This window comes from Bacillus sp. CGMCC 1.60114 (genome assembly GCF_042676365.1).
GTDB lineage: Bacteria > Bacillota > Bacilli > Bacillales > Bacillaceae_G > Bacillus_A > Bacillus_A rhizoplanae_A.
Map to the genome: position 1 here is coordinate 20,865 of NZ_JBHTHG010000007.1, position 18,435 is coordinate 39,299.

Below are 18,435 nucleotides of genomic sequence, written 5' to 3' on the forward strand. Positions count from 1 at the left end.
AATTATCTAGGTACTTTATTACTTACATACATAATTCATTGGCTATTTTTATATCACTGCGTTCAACTCGCCTTATGTTCCAATCTCAACTTATCTGCCACCATCGCGATGAACTCACTGTTCGTAGGTTTCGCTTTTGACATGGATACCGTATAACCAAATAAAGAAGAAATGGATTCAATATTACCTCGACTCCATGCAACTTCAATCGCATGACGAATTGCACGTTCTACACGGCTTGCTGTTGTATTATATTTCTTTGCAATATCCGGATATAATACTTTCGTAATTGAGCCAAGCAATTCAATATCGTTATATACCATAGAAATTGCTTCCCGCAAATACATATACCCTTTAATATGAGCTGGTACACCAATTTCATGAATGATACTCGTAATGCTCGCATCTAAATTTTTTGGCTTCCCATCAGACGTTGTGACAGAACGAAAAGCTGGCAGTGGACGTTTAATTGTAGTGCTTGATTTTCCACTTACTTGACGAATATGACTTGTTAAATTTTCCATATCAAATGGTTTTAAAATAAAATATGATGCCCCTAAATCAACAGCCTTTTTTGTCACATCCTCTTGTCCAAATGCTGTTAGCATAATAACATTCGGCTGTTTGAATCGATCAATTTGACGCATTTTTTCTAGCACTGCCAGTCCATCTAAATGTGGCATAATAATATCAAGAACAAGTACATCCGGTTGTCTCTCTTTTAATAAATTCAAGCACTCTTGACCATTGTAAGCTACACCAATCACTTCCATATCATCTTGAGCGGCAACATAACTCTCTAACATAGATACAAGTTCTTTATTATCATCCACGAGACACACTTTAATTTTCTCCACAGCTTTTCCTCCCTACTAATGATTTCTCCCGACATAAAGTATTAGCTTCTAGACTACATGAATTGTTCGACAATTATGTGAAAATCCCCTTTAAAACTTTCTTAAATTCCGAAAAAATCACAAAAAAGCATCTTTATCGTTCATTTCTTAGCTTTCTTTTACATATTCCATCATATGATTACAACTGAATATACATACTCTACTTTTATTTTACAACAAAAAACAACCATTGCGAAACTTTTGTAAATTTTCAACGACTTTATAGATCAAAAAAAAGCAAACTGAATAAATTCAGCTTGCTTTTTTCTGATCGTTATAAATGTTAATACCCGCTTCATGTAACATCCACTCAATATGAACGCCATATCCAGATGTTGGGTCATTGACAAATACGTGTGTTACAGCTCCAACTAATTTCCCATCTTGTATAATAGGACTACCACTCATTCCTTGTACAATTCCACCTGTTTTTTCTAATAGGCGTTTATCTGTTATCTTAACAACCATCCCTTTTGTTGCAGGGAATTTTTGTGGAACTGTACTTACGATTTCTATATCGAACGCTTCCACTTTATCTTGATCAATAACTGTCAAAATTTTTGCAGGTCCTTCTTTTACTTGATAAGAAAGGGCAATCGGAATTGCCTCATCCATAATTCCATTTTTCATTCCAGTATTTAATTTACCAAAAATACCAAATGGACTATTTGTTGTAATGTTACCAATAATTTCATGATCTGGTGAAAATCTTGCTAGCTTTTCCCCGGGATCACCATTACTACCACGTTCAATGGATGTTACCGTCGAACGGACAATTTGCCCATCCTCAACTTGAATTGGTTTCTTCGTATCATTGTCAGAAATAACATGACCAAGTGCACCGTACTTCATTGACTCTGGATGAATAAATGTCATCGTTCCAATGCCTGCAGCTGAGTCACGAATATACAATCCAATTCGATACGACTGTTCTCCCCCATCCTTTTGTGGAGTTAATTTTGTTCGAATATATTTTCCATCTCGCAATAAAACAAGATTAAGCGATTCTCCTGTTTTCCCGCTATCATGAATAAATGGTGCAATATCACTCATTCGTTCAATCGTCTTACCATTTATTTCAGTAATCATATCCCCTACTTGTACACCTGCAAGTTCACCCGGAGATACTTTTCCTTTTTCTGTTTGGATTAAATGATGCCCTACAACAAGTACCCCTTTTGCGTTTAACTTTACCCCTATTGATTGCCCACCTGGAATTACCTTAAAATCTTTTAATACTTTTACATTTACCTTTTTCACCGGCAATCCTGCAAGCTCATAAACCATATCAGCATCTCCACTTTGACGGGGATTTACTGAAATAGTTTTTTCATCCGCCTGCCCAGAAGCAATTGTAAAAATCGTTTCATCTGTTGATTTTGTTTGGAATACAGGTAAAGAAGATACTTGTGAATATTGATTTTGAAACATAACAAGTTCCTTTGGAAGTGAAATAAACTCACGGAACGGTTTATAACACCCAATAAAGACAAGCGAAACAAGGAGACAGATTCCTATGATTTTTCGAAATTGCTCTAATTTCAATCTTTTCACTCTCCTCGCTCCTAACCCACATTCAGCCAAGCGGCTTCACTTTTTAATCTCTCCTTGCTACCCGTTCTTTATAACCGGAAGAATTAAGAAATCATTGTCGTTACCAAAAAAGCTATCCATTATTGGATAGCCTCTGCTGCTTGTTTAAAACGATGCGCTTGCGAGAGCAACTCTCTTGCATGCTCTGTTGTTAAATCAGTAATTTCCACACCAGAGATCATGCGAGCAATTTCTGTTACTTTTTCGTCTTGATTCAATACAGTAACAGATGTAACTGTTCGCTCATTGACAATTTGTTTACGAATAAACAAATGAGAATCTGCCATAGACGCAACTTGTGGTAAATGTGTAATACATAGCACTTGTGAATTGACAGAAACACGATAGATCTTTTCAGCAATTGCCTGCGCAACACGCCCGCTTACCCCAGTGTCTACTTCATCGAAAATGACAGAAGCAACACCTTGATGTTTAGAGAAAATACTCTTTAACGCTAATATGATACGGGATAATTCTCCTCCTGAAGCTACTTTAGAAAGCGGCTTTAACGGTTCTCCTGGATTTGTAGAAATATAAAATTCCACATAGTCATACCCATCTTGGTTCATTTTTACAGGAGCTCCTTCGACAAGAGGATCGTCAATTGTCCCTTCTTTTTTCTTTATCATTACTTCGAATTTTGTTTTTTCCATGTACAGCTCTTTTAATTCTTGATGAATTGCCGTTGTTAATCGGCTCGCAAGATTGTGGCGCATATCACTTAAAGATTTCGCTTCTTTTAATATAAGCTGTTCTACTTCTTTTAATTTCTTTCTTGTCGTTTCAATGTGTACATCTTTATTTTCGATGGTAAATATTTCCTGATCGATTTTATCCGCATACGCTAAAATCTCTTCTACAGTATTGCCATATTTACGTTTTAACATACGAATTTCATTTAAACGTGTTTCAATTTCATCTAAACGATTAGGGTCATACTCCATCATATCTAACTTTTCACGCAGCTGATAAGCGACCTCTTCCAATAAATAATAACTATTTGCAATTGCATCATAGTTTTCTTGATATGCTACATCCAAATCCGTAATACTCTCCATTTGATTCATTGCATTTCGAACATGATCTAAACCAGAACGGTCTTCAGTTAAAGAACGATACGAATCACCCAGCGCCTTATAAATCTTTTCGAAGTTCGAAATCTTCAATCGTTCTTCTAATAAGTCTTGTTCTTCATCTATTTTCAAGTCTGCATTTCGAATCTCTTCATGTTGAAATTGAATCAAATCTAAACGATGCGCCATTTGTTGCTCGTTCTCTGTTAAAGAGAGCAATTGTTTTTTTAATTGCTCATATTCTCTATAAACATTTTGATACTTTTCTAACTGAACTAAAATATGATCCCCATCAAAATGATCCAGCATAAACAAATGACGATCTTCATTCATTAAATCTTGCGTTTCATGTTGCCCATGAATATCAACAAGCGTTTTCCCAATTTCCTTTAATACGCTTAATGTAACCAGTTTTCCATTTACGCGGCATACACTTTTTCCGTTCACAGAAATATCCCGCTTTAAAATCATCATGCCATCTTCAATTTCAATATCAAGTTCTTCTGCTTTCATAACGCAAGGATGATTTTCATCCTCAATATAAAATAACCCTTCAATTTCAGCTTTATCTGTCCCATAGCGCACAAATTCTGCAGAACCGCGTCCTCCAACAAGAAGACTAATCGCATCAATAATGATGGATTTCCCCGCACCCGTTTCACCACTTAAAACAGTCAGCCCTTTTTGGAAAGAAATATTCAATGATTCAATAATAGCAAAGTTTCTAATCGATAATTCCGATAACAATGCCTCATTCACCTCGTTATCTAATTCACACTCCGCACAGGAGGCTTAAACTATTCTTACATACATTCTTCTATTAACTCTTTTCTTTCTGAAGAATATGTTATGTAACCTGCTTCATTGTACCAAACATTTGTTTTCACGGTCAATGTAACAATAATGATATTTCGATATGGAAATGTGTATTTTCATGTGCTATTTTAGACTTTTATATTTCTCAATAACAAAAATATCTTGCTTACTTTTCACTCTTCTGAGTAATAAAGCAAACAAGATTCTTTTTGTTACAACATATTTAAAAAGCGATTCGATACAACTCCTGTATCTTCAGGTGTACGACAAATAATTAGACACGTATCATCACCGCAAATTGTGCCAATAATTTCATCCCATTCTAAATGATCAATAAGTGCACCAAGAGCATGTGCGTTACCTGGCAATGTCTTTAACACGAGCATATGACCAGCTGAGTCTAATTTAACAAACGAATCGATAAGATTGCGCTTTAATTTTTGAAGCGGATTAAATCGTTGATCGGCTGGTAAGCTATATTTATACCTTCCGTCATGAAGTGGCACCTTTACTAAATGTAATTCTTTAATGTCTCGTGATACTGTCGCTTGCGTTACATTAAAACCTTCATTACGCAAAATATCTACTAGTTCATCTTGTGTTTCAATTTCTTTATTAGCAATAATTTCTCGAATTTTAATATGGCGCTGCCCTTTATTCATCTTTTTGCACCTCGCACTATCTCTTACCTTAGTTTAACATTCGTATACTTCTCTTATTTATGTTAACGTATAACCGGTTACTTGTACACAATTGTTTTTACAATTGCGTTTACAACTCTAACTTTCTATATGATAAAAAAAGGAACAACAATTGTTATTCCTCTTTTCCTTTTTGCTTCAAGGCTTCATGAGCTTCTGTCACAACTTCTTCTATTCGAATAGGAGAATGATTTTCTCCTTGCGCACGCTCACCATACCATTTTAAATGAATTAAAAATTCAATATTTCCATCCCCACCTGTAATTGGAGAGAACGTTAAATTTCGAACATCATAACCCTCATCTAATGCAAAACCGACAATCATTTCTATAACTGCTTCATGCACTTTACGGTCGCGAACAATTCCCTTTTTCCCCACTTGCTCTCGTCCAGCTTCAAATTGCGGCTTAATAAGAGCTGCAACGTCACCACCAGAAGTTAACATTGTTTTCAATACAGGTAAAATTAATTTTAAAGATATAAATGATACGTCAATGCTCGCAAATTGCGGTAATCCCTGCTGCAAATCAGCAGGTGTTACATAACGGAAATTCGTCCGTTCCATTACCACAACGCGCTCGTCCTGACGCAACTTCCATGCAAGCTGGTTATACCCTACATCTAACGCATATGATAACTTTGCTCCGTTTTGCAAAGCACAATCAGTAAATCCACCAGTTGAGGAACCAATATCTAACATAATCTTGTCTTGCAAATCTATTTGAAACGCCTCTAATGCCTTCTCTAATTTGTATCCACCACGGCTTACATAACGCATCACTTGACCTTTTAATGTAAGCTCTGTATCTTGCGGTATTTTTTCACCAGGCTTATCTAAACGCATTTCATTAGCATACACAAGCCCGGCCATAACAGCCCGCTTTGCTTTTTCTCTTGTTTCCACAAGCCCTTGTTCTACTAATAGTACATCTACTCTTTCTTTTTTCCCGCTCATTTGTTACGCCCTTTTTTGTTTTAATGGAATCATTGTACAAATGCGTTCAACAACTGCATCTGTTGTTAAGCCAATTTCTTCAAGAAGTTTAGATACACTGCCATGTTCAATGAAATGATCAGGAATACCCATACACTCAATTAATGCATTATGGTACCCATGCTCACTAGCAAATTCTAACACACCAGAACCAAATCCGCCCATTAAACACGCCTCTTCAATCGTTAAAATCGGCATATTCTTTCCTAATAACTCATGTAAATACGCTTCATCCATCGGTTTAATAAAACGAGCATTCACAACTTTTACAGATATCCCCTTTTTCTCAAGAGATTCCGCTGCCTCTATAGCCATTGGAATTGTCGTACCAAATGTTAAAATAGCTGCTTGTGAACCTTCACGAAGTGTTTCCCATGTACCGATTGGAATTTCTTTAAACTCTTCATCCATAGATACACCAAGCCCATTTCCTCGCGGATAACGAAGTGCAATTGGTCCATCTTCATAATTAATAGCCGTATACACCATATGTTGGCCTTCGTTTTCATCTTTTGGCATCATAAGAACGATATTCGGAAGATGGCGTAAAAACGCAATATCAAATATACCTTGATGCGTTTCTCCATCAGCTCCTACCAACCCTGCTCGATCAATTCCAAAAAAGACATTTAAATTTTGACGACATACATCGTGAACAACTTGATCATAAGCACGTTGTAAAAACGTAGAATAAATCGCTAAAAACGGCTTCATATCTTGTGTCGCTAAACCGGCTGCCATCGTTACCGCATGCTGCTCGGCAATCCCTACATCAAACATGCGATTAGGAAACTCTTTCGCAAATTTTTCAAGCTTTGATCCAACCGGCATTGCTGGTGTCACAGCAACAATACGCGGATCATTCTTCGCTAATTTACGAACCGCCTCACTAATTACAGAACTCCATGCCGGTGCAGCTTCTTTCGGTTTTACAAAATCACCAGACTCAATTTTATATGGTCCTGTGCCATGCCAAGTTCCCACTACATCACTTTCAGCTGGCTTATATCCTTTTCCTTTTTTCGTAATGACGTGGACAATAACAGGGCCTTTCGTTTTCTTTGCATATTGAAGATTTTCAAATAAACTTTCATAATCGTGACCATCAACAGGTCCTAAATATGTAAAGCCTAACTCTTCAAAAAACACACCAGACACAAGCAAATATTTCAAACTATCTTTTACTTTTTCTGCTGTTGCTGCTACTTTACCGCCTACTGCTGGGATTTTCTTCAATAAGTATTCTAATTCATCTTTTACCCATTGATATTTCCCTGCTGTACGTAAACGTCCAAGTACGTTATGCAATGCACCAACGTTCGGGGCAATCGACATTTCATTATCATTTAAGATAACCGTCATATCTGTTTGCTCATGTCCAATATGATTTAGCGCTTCTAGTGCCATTCCACCCGTTAGCGCACCATCACCAATAATTGGAACAATATACTCTTTCGTTTTCTTTAAATCACGCGCAAGCGCCATTCCCATTGCGGCAGATAATGAAGTAGAACTATGCCCAGTTTCCCATACATCGTGCTCACTTTCGCAACGCTTTGGAAAACCGCATAATCCTTTATATTGTCTTAATGTACCAAATTCCTTTGCACGCCCTGTTAAAATTTTATGTACATAGGATTGATGTCCTACATCCCATAAGAATTTATCTCTTGGACTATTAAATACCTTATGCAAAGCAATTGTGAGTTCTACTACACCTAGGTTCGGGGCAATATGTCCACCTGTTTCAGAAAGCTCTTCAATTAAAAACTTTCGAATATCTTCGCTTAACGCCTCTAGTTCACTTATAGACATATCCTTCAAAAAACTAGGATTTTGAATTTGCGTCAGATCCACAAGGATCACTCACTTTCGTTTCATAATCTGTCATCATGTCAACTATTATACAAAATACCTGCAAAACATAGTTGTACTTAATTGTATTACCAAAATCAAGCATATTCTTTATTTTTATACGATGAAAAAAGAGCCGCTAACACAAAGTGATAACGGCAATGTAATCTACATATATTTTTGCCAATAACAAGAAAAGAAAAACCTTTGTCTACATTTATACCATAAAATCCTGAATGGCTCAACAAACGAAAACGTTCTTATACTAATGATTACGCTTTGCAATTAAATCACAAATTGTTAACAAATATTCATCTTGTAATTGTAAAGAAGAAATTGCGTCTTTTGCTTTTGCAATTGTCTCTTCTAAAATTTGCTTCGCTTCTTCTACTGTAAACAACGTTGTATATGTACTTTTTTCATTTGTCATATCGCTTCCGACTGGTTTCCCAATCTCTTCTTCTGTTCCTTCTACATCTAGAATATCATCACGAATTTGAAAAGCAAGCCCGACATACTTCGCAAATGTAAGTAGTTTTTCTTGTTGCTCAGTCGTAGCTCCTGATAATAGCGCACCGGCTAATACTGCAAATTCTAATAACCGGCCAGTTTTATGCTTATGAATATATTCTAACTCGTGAAGCGTTAACTGTTTCCCTTCCGCTTCCATATCTGCAACTTGTCCTCCAACCATTCCTTCTGGTCCTGCTGCTTTTGCAAGTTCTAACACAATGCATAGCTTGATTTCAGGAGTAATGTCTGTATGCTCTTGTTCTGTTATAACTTGGAATGCATACGTTAACAATCCATCACCAGCTAATACAGCCATCGCTTCACCAAATACTTTATGATTTGTCGGTTTCCCGCGGCGTAAATCATCATCATCCATACAAGGCAAATCATCATGAATTAAAGAGTATGTATGAATCATTTCTAGTGCACAGGCTGTACCTATCCCTAAACCTCTATCTTTCCCAAACGCTTGAAGCGTCGCAAATAAAAGTAACGGCCGGAGACGCTTTCCGCCCGCTTCTAATGAATATGCCATCGCCTCGCGAAGCACATTCGGACATTGTAATGTAGTTGCATAACGCACAAGCTGTTCTTCAACAAATGCTTTGCTCTCTTTCATAAAAGCATCAAAAGCTACATACGCCATTATGCTTCATCTCCTAGGGCAGTAAAAGGACGTATTTCACCATCTTCAGCAAGAATAACTGCCATTTGGTCTTGTACATCTTTTAATTTTTCATCGCAAAGCTTAGAAAGTTCCATACCTTCTTTAAAATATGAAATTGCTTCTTCAAGCGGAACATCGCCTTGTTCAAGCTTAGAAACAATTTGCTCAAGCTTTGCAATTGCTTCTTCAAAGCTCACTTTATTTTCCATCGCCTAGTTCACGCTCCTCTATTCCCCATACATTACATTCTAACACACCATCTTGAAGCTGTACTGCAACTGCATCTCCAAGATCAATTTCCTTCACGCTTTTTAACACCTGTTTTTTATTGTTATACACAAGACCGTAGCCTCGCATCATCACTTTAAGAGGACTTAAGGTTTCTAACTTCTCTACTGCTCTTGTAAAAGCAAATTCTTTCGTTTGTAAAAGAGTTTGCATTTCGCGTTGCAGTTGTTTTTGCAATGCATCCACCGTAAGCTTTGTTTGTTCAATTTTTTGCGAAGGATGATGCTTTCCTAAATAAAAGGACAGCTGCTGAAGCTGATTCGCCTTCTTCTCTATGTAACGTTCTTTCGTTTGCATCAGCTTATCAATTGTGCGATCCAATTGTTCTTCCTTTTGCTCATACAGTTGTTTTGGATATCGAAACGCATATGATTTTTGCAACGCTTGCAGGTGTTCCTGCTTATATTTCATCATCTCACGTATCGCTCGCGTTAGCCGAAGTGTACGCTGCATCACTTTTTCTTCTAGCTCGAGAATGTGAGGAACTGCCAATTCAGCTGCTGCTGTCGGCGTTGGCGCTCTTAAATCCGCAACAAAATCAGCAATTGTAAAATCCGTTTCATGGCCAACTGCAGAAATAATAGGAACTTTACTCGCAAAGATTGCCCGGGCCACTGTTTCTTCATTAAACGCCCATAGTTCTTCAATTGAACCTCCGCCGCGACCAACAATCAATACATCCATATCGTTCATTTCATTTGCTTTTTCAATAGCCTGTACAATCGAGGGAGCTGCGAACTCCCCTTGTACAAGAACTGGAAATACAATTACATTTCCAATATTATAACGACGTGTAATCGTCGTTATAATATCCCGAATGGCCGCACCCGTTGGTGACGTAATAACACCGATTGTTGTTGGATAAGCAGGAATTGGTTGTTTATATACTTGTGAAAACAGCCCTTCCTCTTCTAAACGAGCCTTTAACTGTTCATATGCTAAATGAAGATTCCCTACTCCATCCGGCTGCATATCCTGAACATAAATTTGGTATGAACCACTTGCTTCATAAACAGAGATTTTCCCTTTTACAAGGACTGTCATCCCGTCTTCTGGTCTAAATTTCATATTACGATTATGACTCGCAAACATGACCGCAGCAATTCTTGCATTTTCATCTTTTAATGTGAAATACATATGACCGCGGCTATGATATTTAAAATTTGAAATTTCTCCTTTTAACCAAACAGACTGTAAATGAGGATCATACTCTATTTTTGTTTTCATATAACGAGTTAATGCTGTAACGGTTAAATATTGCTTTTCCATTTTTCTCTCCTCATAGCCGCTTTGCAATTACTTACAAATAACTCCTGCACGCTCCGCAGATAGTACAGTATTTTCTAGTAGCATCGTAATCGTCATTGGACCTACGCCTTTTGGTACTGGGGTAATATAACCTGCAACATTTAATACATCATCAAAGTCAACATCACCGCACAGTTTTCCTGTTTCTAAACGGTTTACTCCGACATCAATTACAACTGCACCTTCTTTTACATAGTCAGCTGTTACCATTTTTGCTCGACCAACTGCAACAATTAAAATATCAGCTAGCTTCGTTAATTCTTTTATATTCGCTGTTTTTGAATGACAATAAGTAACTGTCGCATTTTCATTTAAAAACAGTTGTCCTACCGGTTTTCCAACAATATTGCTTCGTCCAATAACAACAACGTGTTTCCCTGTAATATCAAGGTTTGTTTCTTTTACTAATTCTAAAATACCATGTGGTGTACATGGTAGGAACGTATCTTGTCCTGTCATCATGCGACCAATACTAATAGGGTGGAAACCATCCACATCTTTCTCTGGAGAAATTTTTTCAATAATAGCCTTCTCTTCAATATGATTTGGCAAAGGTAATTGCACTAAAATACCGTGAATACGATTATCATTATTTAAACGATCAATTTCTGCTAATAAACGATCTTGTGTAATTGTATCAGGAAATGTAATTAATTCGGAATAAATACCAACTTGTTCGCATCCTTTTTCTTTCCCCTTTACATACGAATGAGAAGCTGGATCATCTCCAACTAAAATAACAGCTAATCCTGGTACAATTCCTTGTTCTTTTAGTTCTGCAACTTTCTCTTTTAACTGTGCTCGCTTTTTCTCTGCAACTTCATTTCCTTTGATGATTACTGCTACCATGTTAAAATTCCCCCTTAAAAAATTACAAAGTTATTTTTCTTCTACCCCGCTCTAACGAGCAGTAGAGCCCCCACCTTAAAGGTTTGAAAAATCAAAGAAGATAGGTGAGGATTAACTGCTCGTAAAAGCTTAATTGTTCTTACTAATCATCTGTGGAAGATAAAGCTCCCCACTGATGGACGTTTCACTTTATACTTGATAAAACGCCGTTAATAAAACGACGAGATTCCTCGTCCCCATATGCTTTTGCAATTTCAATTGCCTCGTTAATAGATACGCTATGCGGGATATCTTCCATATATTTCATTTCATACACAGCGAGTCGTAAAATACTGCGATCAACAATGCTAATGCGCTCTAATTTCCATTTTTTTAAATTTTGACGAATAAGTTCATCAATTACTTCTTTATATTCTACACAACCGAAGACAAGCGTTTCTAAAAATTCATTTGTACTTTCGCCTTCTTCAAGCACATTTTCTACTGCAGCTTTCGGATTATATTCTCCGGTAATATCCATTTGATAGAGTGCTTGCATTGCTCTTTCTCTAGCCGTCCTACGTTTCATTATAACTCTCCTTTATACTTCAAGTCTTTCTTATGTTTTGTTATATTATTATAATTTATAAGCCGTCGAATTACTTACTCTTTATAAATTCCGCTGAGTTTTCAACCTTATAATACAATGATAATACCACAATTTATCGTTTCATACACGAGTTCCCTAACGGAAAAATAATAAAAAGATTAACTTCAAGTTCCATATCATACCACAATGTACGTTTTTTTCAAAAATACGTATTTATCCTTATATATTTTTCATTTTTTCAAATAATATCATGTTTCTGAAATTCAGATAAAAGTATACAAAACGATAAAAAAGGTGCCTGTATAACGAGGCACCTTTTTTAGTATTACACTGGCTCAATTTCTGTCTTTGGTGTTTCAAATGTTACACCAACGATATGCACGTTTACTTCTTTCGGTTCAAGGCCTGTCATTGTAAGAAGCGCTTGACGAATATTATCTTGAATGTTTTGTGCAACAACTGGAATTGCTACACCAAAGTACATTAATACATATACATCAACGATAATGTCATCGTTTGCTAACTCTACTTTTACGCCCTTTCCGTGATTTTTCTTCCCTAACTTCTCAACAACATCTGTTGCAAAGTTACCACGCATTGCTGCTACACCTTCTACTTCAGAAGCAGCAATACCTGCAATTACTTCAATTACTTCCGGTGCGATTTCTACTTTACCAAGGCTTGTGTCTTGCCCCATGTCTAACATATGATCAGCCATGAAAAAACCTCCTTTAAATGTATCAGTGCGCCGTTAAATCATGCTGTTCTAGAAACTTAGTATTAAATTCACCTTGTACAAACTCAGGATGGTCAAGAAGTTGTAAATGAAACGGAATCGTCGTATGTACACCTTCAATGACGAATTCACTTAGCGCTCGCTTCATTTTTGCAATTGCTTCTTCACGTGTTTTTCCGTAAACAATAAGCTTTGCAACCATCGAATCGTAATAAGGTGGAATCGTATATCCAGGATATACAGCTGAATCGACGCGAATACCAAATCCTCCTGGTGGTAAATACATTTCTACCTTTCCTGGAGATGGCATAAAGTTTTTGGCAGGGTTTTCCGCATTAATTCGGCACTCAATTGCCCAACCGTTAAATTGTACATCTTCTTGCTGCAGTGATAACTGCTCTCCTGAAGCAACACGAATTTGCTCTTTAATAAGATCTACTCCTGTTACCATTTCAGTTACAGGATGTTCGACTTGAATTCGTGTATTCATTTCCATAAAATAGAAACTTTTCGTTTTATATTCGTAAATAAATTCAACTGTGCCAGCACCTGTATAATCTACTGCTGCCGCTGCTTTTACTGCTGCTTCTCCCATTTGTTGACGAATAGTAGCATCTAAAGCTGGAGAAGGTGACTCTTCTAACAGCTTTTGCAAACGACGCTGAATTGTACAATCACGCTCTCCTAAATGAATGACATTACCATAGTTATCTGCCATCACTTGAATTTCCACATGACGGAAATCTTCAATGTATTTTTCTAAATATACACCAGGGTTTCCAAAAGCGGTACTTGCCTCTTGCTGTGTAATTTGAATTCCTTTCACAAGCTCTTCTTCAGTGCGCGCAACGCGAATACCCTTACCGCCGCCGCCCGCTGTTGCTTTAATAATAACAGGATATCCAATCTCCTCTGCGAGTGCTACAGCTTCTTCGATATTTTTAATGATTCCTTGTGAACCCGGTACAATCGGAACCCCTGCTTCTTTCATTGTATCACGTGCAACGTCTTTTGTGCCCATTTTTGAAATAGCTTCTGGACTTGGACCGATAAAAATTAAATTACATTCACGACAAAGCTCTGCAAAATCAGCATTTTCTGCTAAAAATCCATATCCAGGGTGAATTGCATCACAACCTGTTAATTTCGCAACACTAATAATGTTCGTTAAGTTTAAATAACTCTCCTTTGATACGGTTGGACCAACGCAGTATGCTTCATCTGCTACTTGTACATGAAGCGCTTCTTTATCTGCCTCAGAATAAATTGCAACTGTTTCAATATTCATTTCTTTACAAGCACGAATAATTCGTACAGCAATTTCCCCGCGGTTCGCAATTAATACTTTTTTAATCATAATTCAAGACTCCCTTATTATGCTTTTACAAGAAATAGCGGTTGTCCATATTCAACAAGCTGACCGTTATTCACAAGGATTTCAACGATTTCTCCACTTACTTCTGCTTCAATTTCATTAAAGAGTTTCATTGCTTCTATAATACAAACAATTTTCCCTTCCGATACGCGATCTCCTACATTTACATATACAGGTGCATCTGGTGATGGAGATGCATAGAACGTCCCAACCATTGGAGAAGTAATCTTTTGCAAGTTCTCATCTTGTGCTACTGGTTTCTCTTCTTGTTTTGGCGTTTCAGCTTGAGCTGGTGCAGCAACCACTTCGTTTGCTATAGCTTGTACAGGTTTTTGCACTGCAAGAGCAGGTTGCACAGCAACTACTTCATTGCCACGCTTTTTCATCTTAATCGTAGTACCATCTTTTTTGTATTCAAATTCATCAATATTAGAATCATCAATCAACTTAATCAATTCACGAACTTCTTGAATTTTAAACATATAAAATCCACTCCTATATACTTGTTTGTCTTGCTGCAATAGCACGGTTGCTTCTACAAGCCATCATCATAAATGTCACTGATGGAAGTTTCACTTAATTTTGCTATAACAGACAATAATACATTGCTTCGCGTACTTTCAATAAAAAGCTACTTTGAAGTTTCAAACTATATATTTATCTTACGATAAATATTTTTAACATTCCAATTTATTTTTTATTTATGACAAATAAATTGGAATGTTAAAATAACAGCATGTTATATTTTATCACCTAGTAATAATACCAAGTTTCACTCAAAATTGGCAAGACCACTTCTTAAAAATCAATATCACCTCCCTTATTATGCAGTTTGTATATTTTTACCAAATATTCAAAGTTTATTTACACCCACTTCATATCCCCTTCATATAAAAAGAGTATTGTCAAAGTAGAATCATATACAGTGAGGTGTGAAAACGTGAACATTTGGCTTATTCTCTTTCTACCAACTGTTATTATTTGGGCTGCAGCTCTCGCTATTCAAATGAAATGCGGACAAAGTAATCACCTTTACCAAGAACCAATGATTTTCTGTTCTCAACAAATTTCTCCTATAAAAGTGAAAGAAGCCGAACTACAATTCCCAGACTAGCTTCTAGTAACCAAAAAAAGCTATCGAAAAATCGATAGCTTTTTACTTTGCTACTTCAAATCGAACATCTGCCATTAAGCCCGTCTCGCTTTTTACAAGCTGCATAATTTTATTTGCTTCTTTCGCGGAGAGCTTCGCTGCTTTAACTGTTACTTTAATGTCATTTCCATCTGCACGTACAAGTGCGTCTTTATAGCCACCTTCTGTTTTAATTAATGTTTCTAATAATGTTTCTTTAGCTGCTAAATCACTTAATGCATCAAAGTCATCTTTTGCTTTACTTCTCTCCTCAGCGGAAGCGTTCGTTGAGTTCATTACATTTTGTAATTTCTCTTTCACTTCACTGCGCTGATCCTCCATTTTCAAGCGTAGCGCTGTGAAACTATCATCACTAGCAGAATGACTAGATACATTACCTTCTTTTTTACTTGTTTCTTTTTTACTAGTTTCCTTTTCAGATCCTTGCTTCTCTTTCGTTACTTCTCCAAGGGATGTTGTAACAACCTTACTTTTGTTATCTGGTGTCATTACATAGTATACCGAAAGAACAACAACTAAACTTAGCATCGTTAATAACCAAACTGTTTGTTTTTTTAGCACTTTATTTCCTCCCTAATTCTTTTTTGGTAAGACAGATACACGGTGACTTGGAACCCCTAGCATACGTGTAACAGCTTCTATCACCATCTGTTTCACTTGTAAATTATCTACTCCTTTTGCAACAACAAGAACACCGCGAACTTTCGGCTTATCTTCTCGGAGTACAATAGGAGCTTCTTTATCCCCTTGACGTACAGTCACTGTTTTTTCGTCAATCGATTCATCTTCAACTTTCCGCTTTCCACCTTCTTTATCTGTTTCATCTGTGCTTTGCGATCGCTTGACTGTATTTTTATCGAGTATTTTTTCTTCAGATGAATCAAGATTAACTTCAATTGTTACATCTTTAACGCCCGTAACACTTTCTAAAGCTTCTTTCAATTGTTGTTCATATTCTTTTTCATATTTATCAATAATAGATTTGTTGTCGCTGTCCTTTTGTCCAAATGTTGGTACATCTTTAGACTGTTCTTGCCCTGTCTGTGATTTCAAAACAGGTACTTCTGGTTTTTTTGCTTGAAAAAGATTGCTAGAAAACATAAGAAGCATACCGAGTATGAGCAAGGCAATTAAAAACTTTGATGTGACTTTTTTCTCTTTCCCGTCTTTTTCATTTCCTTTAAAAAAGGTGCGAAGAAATTGAAATTTATTATTCATTTACTTTCCCTATCCCCCCTTCCATCTGTACTTTAATTTTGCTCTCTTCTAATTGCCATTTGTTTGAGAAGAATTGTTTCATTTCAGCCGTGTTTTGTTCTGACGTCTTTCGAGGTTCCTTCGAATTAATTTCTACCTTTTGAATTGTTTCAATAGCTCCTTCTCGATTGTGTTCATTTTTTTGAAGCGTTACGACAACAGACTGAATATCTTGCTGAGATTTCACTTCCTTTTTTTCTTCTGGTACTTTTATCTGCAAACTCATAACGGCCATGCCATATCTCTCTTCCAGTTCTTTTCCAACTTGTTTTTTCATTTGGACAGCCATCTGTTCTAAAATATATGCACGTTGTGAGGCTTGTATTTCTTTTTTCTTTGTATCAATTTTATTTTCTATTAATCCGTTGGCCACATACTTGTCTTGGCTAACATTTGCAATTACATCTTTAATGTCTGTTTGTAGCAATTTAAATAAGGGTGTTAAGATTAAAACAACTAGAAGCAAACTAACAACAAATTTTACATATTTTTGTAAATTCGAATTAGGAAGTAACATATGAAGCATCGTCGCTAATAGTAGAAACACAATAATATTCCGAATCCACTCTACTACAAATTGCAACTTGATCACCCCCTAACGCATCATTAACGTAATATTTCCAGCTGCGATAATAATAGTGATACTTAAAAAAAACATAAACGATACAATAGCTAAACAAGCAAACACGTATATAATGCTTCTCCCGATAATATCCAGGCATTGAATAATCGTTCCTCCACCAACAGGCTGCAACACTGCTGCTGCAAACTTATAAATGAAAGCAATGCAAAAAATTTGAATAGCAGGAAAAGCAACGATAAGTAATAAAATAACAATCCCAACAATTCCAATTGTATTTTTTAATAATGCAGATGCGCTGAGCACTGTATCTGCTGCTTCGGTAAACATTCGCCCTACAACTGGAATAAAGTTTCCGGTTACAAACTTTGCTGTTTTAACAGCAATCCCATCTGCTACTGCTGTTGCCGTTCCTTGTACAGAAAGCACACCGAGAAAGATTGTTAAGAAAATACCAATAATGCTAACGCTAGCATTTTGCAACAGCTTGGACAATTTTGTAACTTTATATTGATCACTCATTGTACTTACGATACTTAAAATCGTTGCAAGCAGCAGGAGCGGTAAAACAATGTAATTCATGAGCATCCCGCTCGTATTCATAAGAAAAACAATAATGGGGTGAAAGAAGGAAACAGATACTACACCCCCTCCAGTAGCAATGAGTGCTAACAAAATAGGAAGAAGCGCTAAAATGAAATCTATCATTGTTTGAATGGTGTCTCTTGCATACGTCATTACAACGTAAAAACTATTTAAGGCAAAAACGATAAGCACCATGTATACAACAGCATCTGCTATTTTCCCCACACTACTTTTTTCAAAAGCAGATTGAAGCGATTGAAGAAGCGCACTAAAAATAGTAAGCATAATAAGTGTCCCAAGTAACTTTCCATTAGCCACTAATTCATGAAATAAGTATTTTAGTAACCCAATTATCCACTCTTTAATTGAAAAATTTTTTTCTCCTTTTACAAACTCCATAAAGCTTCCCTTTTGGCTTTCCGGCAAATACCCCCCGTACTTTGCAACAAGGTCATCCCAATATTTCTTTACATCTTCTATCCCAAGCTTTCCTAGCTGTTCATCCACAACATTTTGTTCTAAAGGAGAAGCTTGTACGATAATCGGCAAAGAAAAAAAGAAGAAAAAGGCAAACAAAAACTTTATTCCACACGATCGCACGATTCACC

The 18,435-nt window shown here is 36.5% G+C and carries 19 protein-coding genes; 1 reads left to right on the top strand and 18 read right to left on the bottom strand.

Features of this window, described 5'->3' with window-relative positions:
- Positions 1-62 precede the first annotated feature (62 nt).
- From spo0A to accB, 14 genes are all read right to left on the bottom strand, one after another.
- Complete coding sequence (spo0A, locus tag ACFQZ1_RS03185) at positions 63-857, bottom strand: sporulation transcription factor Spo0A (RefSeq protein WP_377880654.1); 795 nt, start codon at positions 855-857, stop codon at positions 63-65.
- Between the two features lie 291 nt (positions 858-1,148).
- Positions 1,149-2,450, bottom strand: coding sequence for a SpoIVB peptidase (gene spoIVB, locus ACFQZ1_RS03190; protein WP_377880655.1), 1,302 nt, complete (start codon positions 2,448-2,450; stop codon positions 1,149-1,151).
- A gap of 119 nt (positions 2,451-2,569) precedes the next feature.
- The gene (gene recN / locus ACFQZ1_RS03195) at positions 2,570-4,309 is read right to left on the bottom strand and encodes a DNA repair protein RecN (RefSeq protein ID WP_377880656.1); all 1,740 of its coding nucleotides are present in this window, start codon (positions 4,307-4,309) and stop codon (positions 2,570-2,572) included.
- A 281-nt stretch (positions 4,310-4,590) separates the two neighbouring features.
- Positions 4,591-5,040, bottom strand: a complete 450-nt coding sequence (gene argR, locus ACFQZ1_RS03200; protein WP_154712129.1) for an arginine repressor ArgR — start codon at positions 5,038-5,040, stop codon at positions 4,591-4,593.
- A 154-nt stretch (positions 5,041-5,194) separates the two neighbouring features.
- On the bottom strand, positions 5,195-6,034 hold the full coding sequence (locus ACFQZ1_RS03205) for a TlyA family RNA methyltransferase (protein ID WP_377880657.1): 840 nt from the start codon (positions 6,032-6,034) through the stop codon (positions 5,195-5,197).
- A 3-nt stretch (positions 6,035-6,037) separates the two neighbouring features.
- A complete protein-coding gene (gene dxs / locus ACFQZ1_RS03210; protein WP_377880659.1) occupies positions 6,038-7,930 on the bottom strand; it encodes a 1-deoxy-D-xylulose-5-phosphate synthase in 1,893 nt (630 codons plus the stop codon).
- A 262-nt stretch (positions 7,931-8,192) separates the two neighbouring features.
- On the bottom strand, positions 8,193-9,086 hold the full coding sequence (locus ACFQZ1_RS03215) for a polyprenyl synthetase family protein (protein ID WP_377880660.1): 894 nt from the start codon (positions 9,084-9,086) through the stop codon (positions 8,193-8,195).
- Complete coding sequence (locus ACFQZ1_RS03220; RefSeq protein ID WP_377880661.1) at positions 9,086-9,316, bottom strand: exodeoxyribonuclease VII small subunit; 231 nt, start codon at positions 9,314-9,316, stop codon at positions 9,086-9,088. Before ACFQZ1_RS03220 ends, ACFQZ1_RS03215 begins: the two co-directional genes overlap by 1 nt.
- Positions 9,306-10,664, bottom strand: a complete 1,359-nt coding sequence (gene xseA, locus ACFQZ1_RS03225) for an exodeoxyribonuclease VII large subunit (RefSeq protein WP_377880662.1) — start codon at positions 10,662-10,664, stop codon at positions 9,306-9,308. The genes ACFQZ1_RS03220 and xseA overlap by 11 nt, the downstream gene beginning before the upstream one ends.
- A gap of 27 nt (positions 10,665-10,691) precedes the next feature.
- Entirely contained in the window at positions 10,692-11,552 is an 861-nt protein-coding gene (gene folD / locus ACFQZ1_RS03230) for a bifunctional methylenetetrahydrofolate dehydrogenase/methenyltetrahydrofolate cyclohydrolase FolD (RefSeq protein ID WP_377880663.1), read from the bottom strand.
- Positions 11,553-11,736: 184 nt separating this feature from the next.
- Positions 11,737-12,120, bottom strand: a complete 384-nt coding sequence (nusB, locus tag ACFQZ1_RS03235) for a transcription antitermination factor NusB (protein WP_377880664.1) — start codon at positions 12,118-12,120, stop codon at positions 11,737-11,739.
- A 346-nt stretch (positions 12,121-12,466) separates the two neighbouring features.
- The gene (locus ACFQZ1_RS03240; RefSeq protein WP_377880665.1) at positions 12,467-12,859 is read right to left on the bottom strand and encodes an Asp23/Gls24 family envelope stress response protein; all 393 of its coding nucleotides are present in this window, start codon (positions 12,857-12,859) and stop codon (positions 12,467-12,469) included.
- Positions 12,860-12,881: 22 nt separating this feature from the next.
- The gene (gene accC / locus ACFQZ1_RS03245; RefSeq protein ID WP_377880666.1) at positions 12,882-14,234 is read right to left on the bottom strand and encodes an acetyl-CoA carboxylase biotin carboxylase subunit; all 1,353 of its coding nucleotides are present in this window, start codon (positions 14,232-14,234) and stop codon (positions 12,882-12,884) included.
- 17 nt (positions 14,235-14,251) lie between these two features.
- Complete coding sequence (gene accB / locus ACFQZ1_RS03250) at positions 14,252-14,734, bottom strand: acetyl-CoA carboxylase biotin carboxyl carrier protein (RefSeq protein WP_377880667.1); 483 nt, start codon at positions 14,732-14,734, stop codon at positions 14,252-14,254.
- A 458-nt stretch (positions 14,735-15,192) separates the two neighbouring features.
- Between accB and ACFQZ1_RS03255 the strand changes: the two genes are divergently transcribed.
- Positions 15,193-15,366, top strand: coding sequence for a DNA recombination protein RecO (locus tag ACFQZ1_RS03255; RefSeq protein WP_377880668.1), 174 nt, complete (start codon positions 15,193-15,195; stop codon positions 15,364-15,366).
- A 42-nt stretch (positions 15,367-15,408) separates the two neighbouring features.
- Here ACFQZ1_RS03255 and ACFQZ1_RS03260 read toward each other — a convergent pair whose 3' ends face one another.
- Genes ACFQZ1_RS03260 through spoIIIAE form a run of 4 tightly spaced genes read right to left on the bottom strand, consistent with a single transcriptional unit; the run spans position 15,409 to position 18,427 of the window.
- Positions 15,409-15,966 carry a SpoIIIAH-like family protein gene (locus ACFQZ1_RS03260; RefSeq protein ID WP_377880669.1) on the bottom strand — a complete coding sequence of 186 codons (558 nt, stop codon included), beginning with the start codon at positions 15,964-15,966 and terminating at the stop codon, positions 15,409-15,411.
- A gap of 12 nt (positions 15,967-15,978) precedes the next feature.
- Positions 15,979-16,623 carry a stage III sporulation protein AG gene (gene spoIIIAG, locus ACFQZ1_RS03265; RefSeq protein ID WP_377880670.1) on the bottom strand — a complete coding sequence of 215 codons (645 nt, stop codon included), beginning with the start codon at positions 16,621-16,623 and terminating at the stop codon, positions 15,979-15,981.
- A complete protein-coding gene (gene spoIIIAF, locus ACFQZ1_RS03270) occupies positions 16,616-17,245 on the bottom strand; it encodes a stage III sporulation protein AF (RefSeq protein ID WP_377880671.1) in 630 nt (209 codons plus the stop codon). The genes spoIIIAG and spoIIIAF overlap by 8 nt, the downstream gene beginning before the upstream one ends.
- 12 nt (positions 17,246-17,257) lie before the next feature.
- Positions 17,258-18,427: a stage III sporulation protein AE gene (gene spoIIIAE / locus ACFQZ1_RS03275; RefSeq protein ID WP_377880672.1), complete on the bottom strand. Its 1,170-nt coding sequence runs from the start codon at positions 18,425-18,427 to the stop codon at positions 17,258-17,260.
- Positions 18,428-18,435 lie beyond the last annotated feature (8 nt).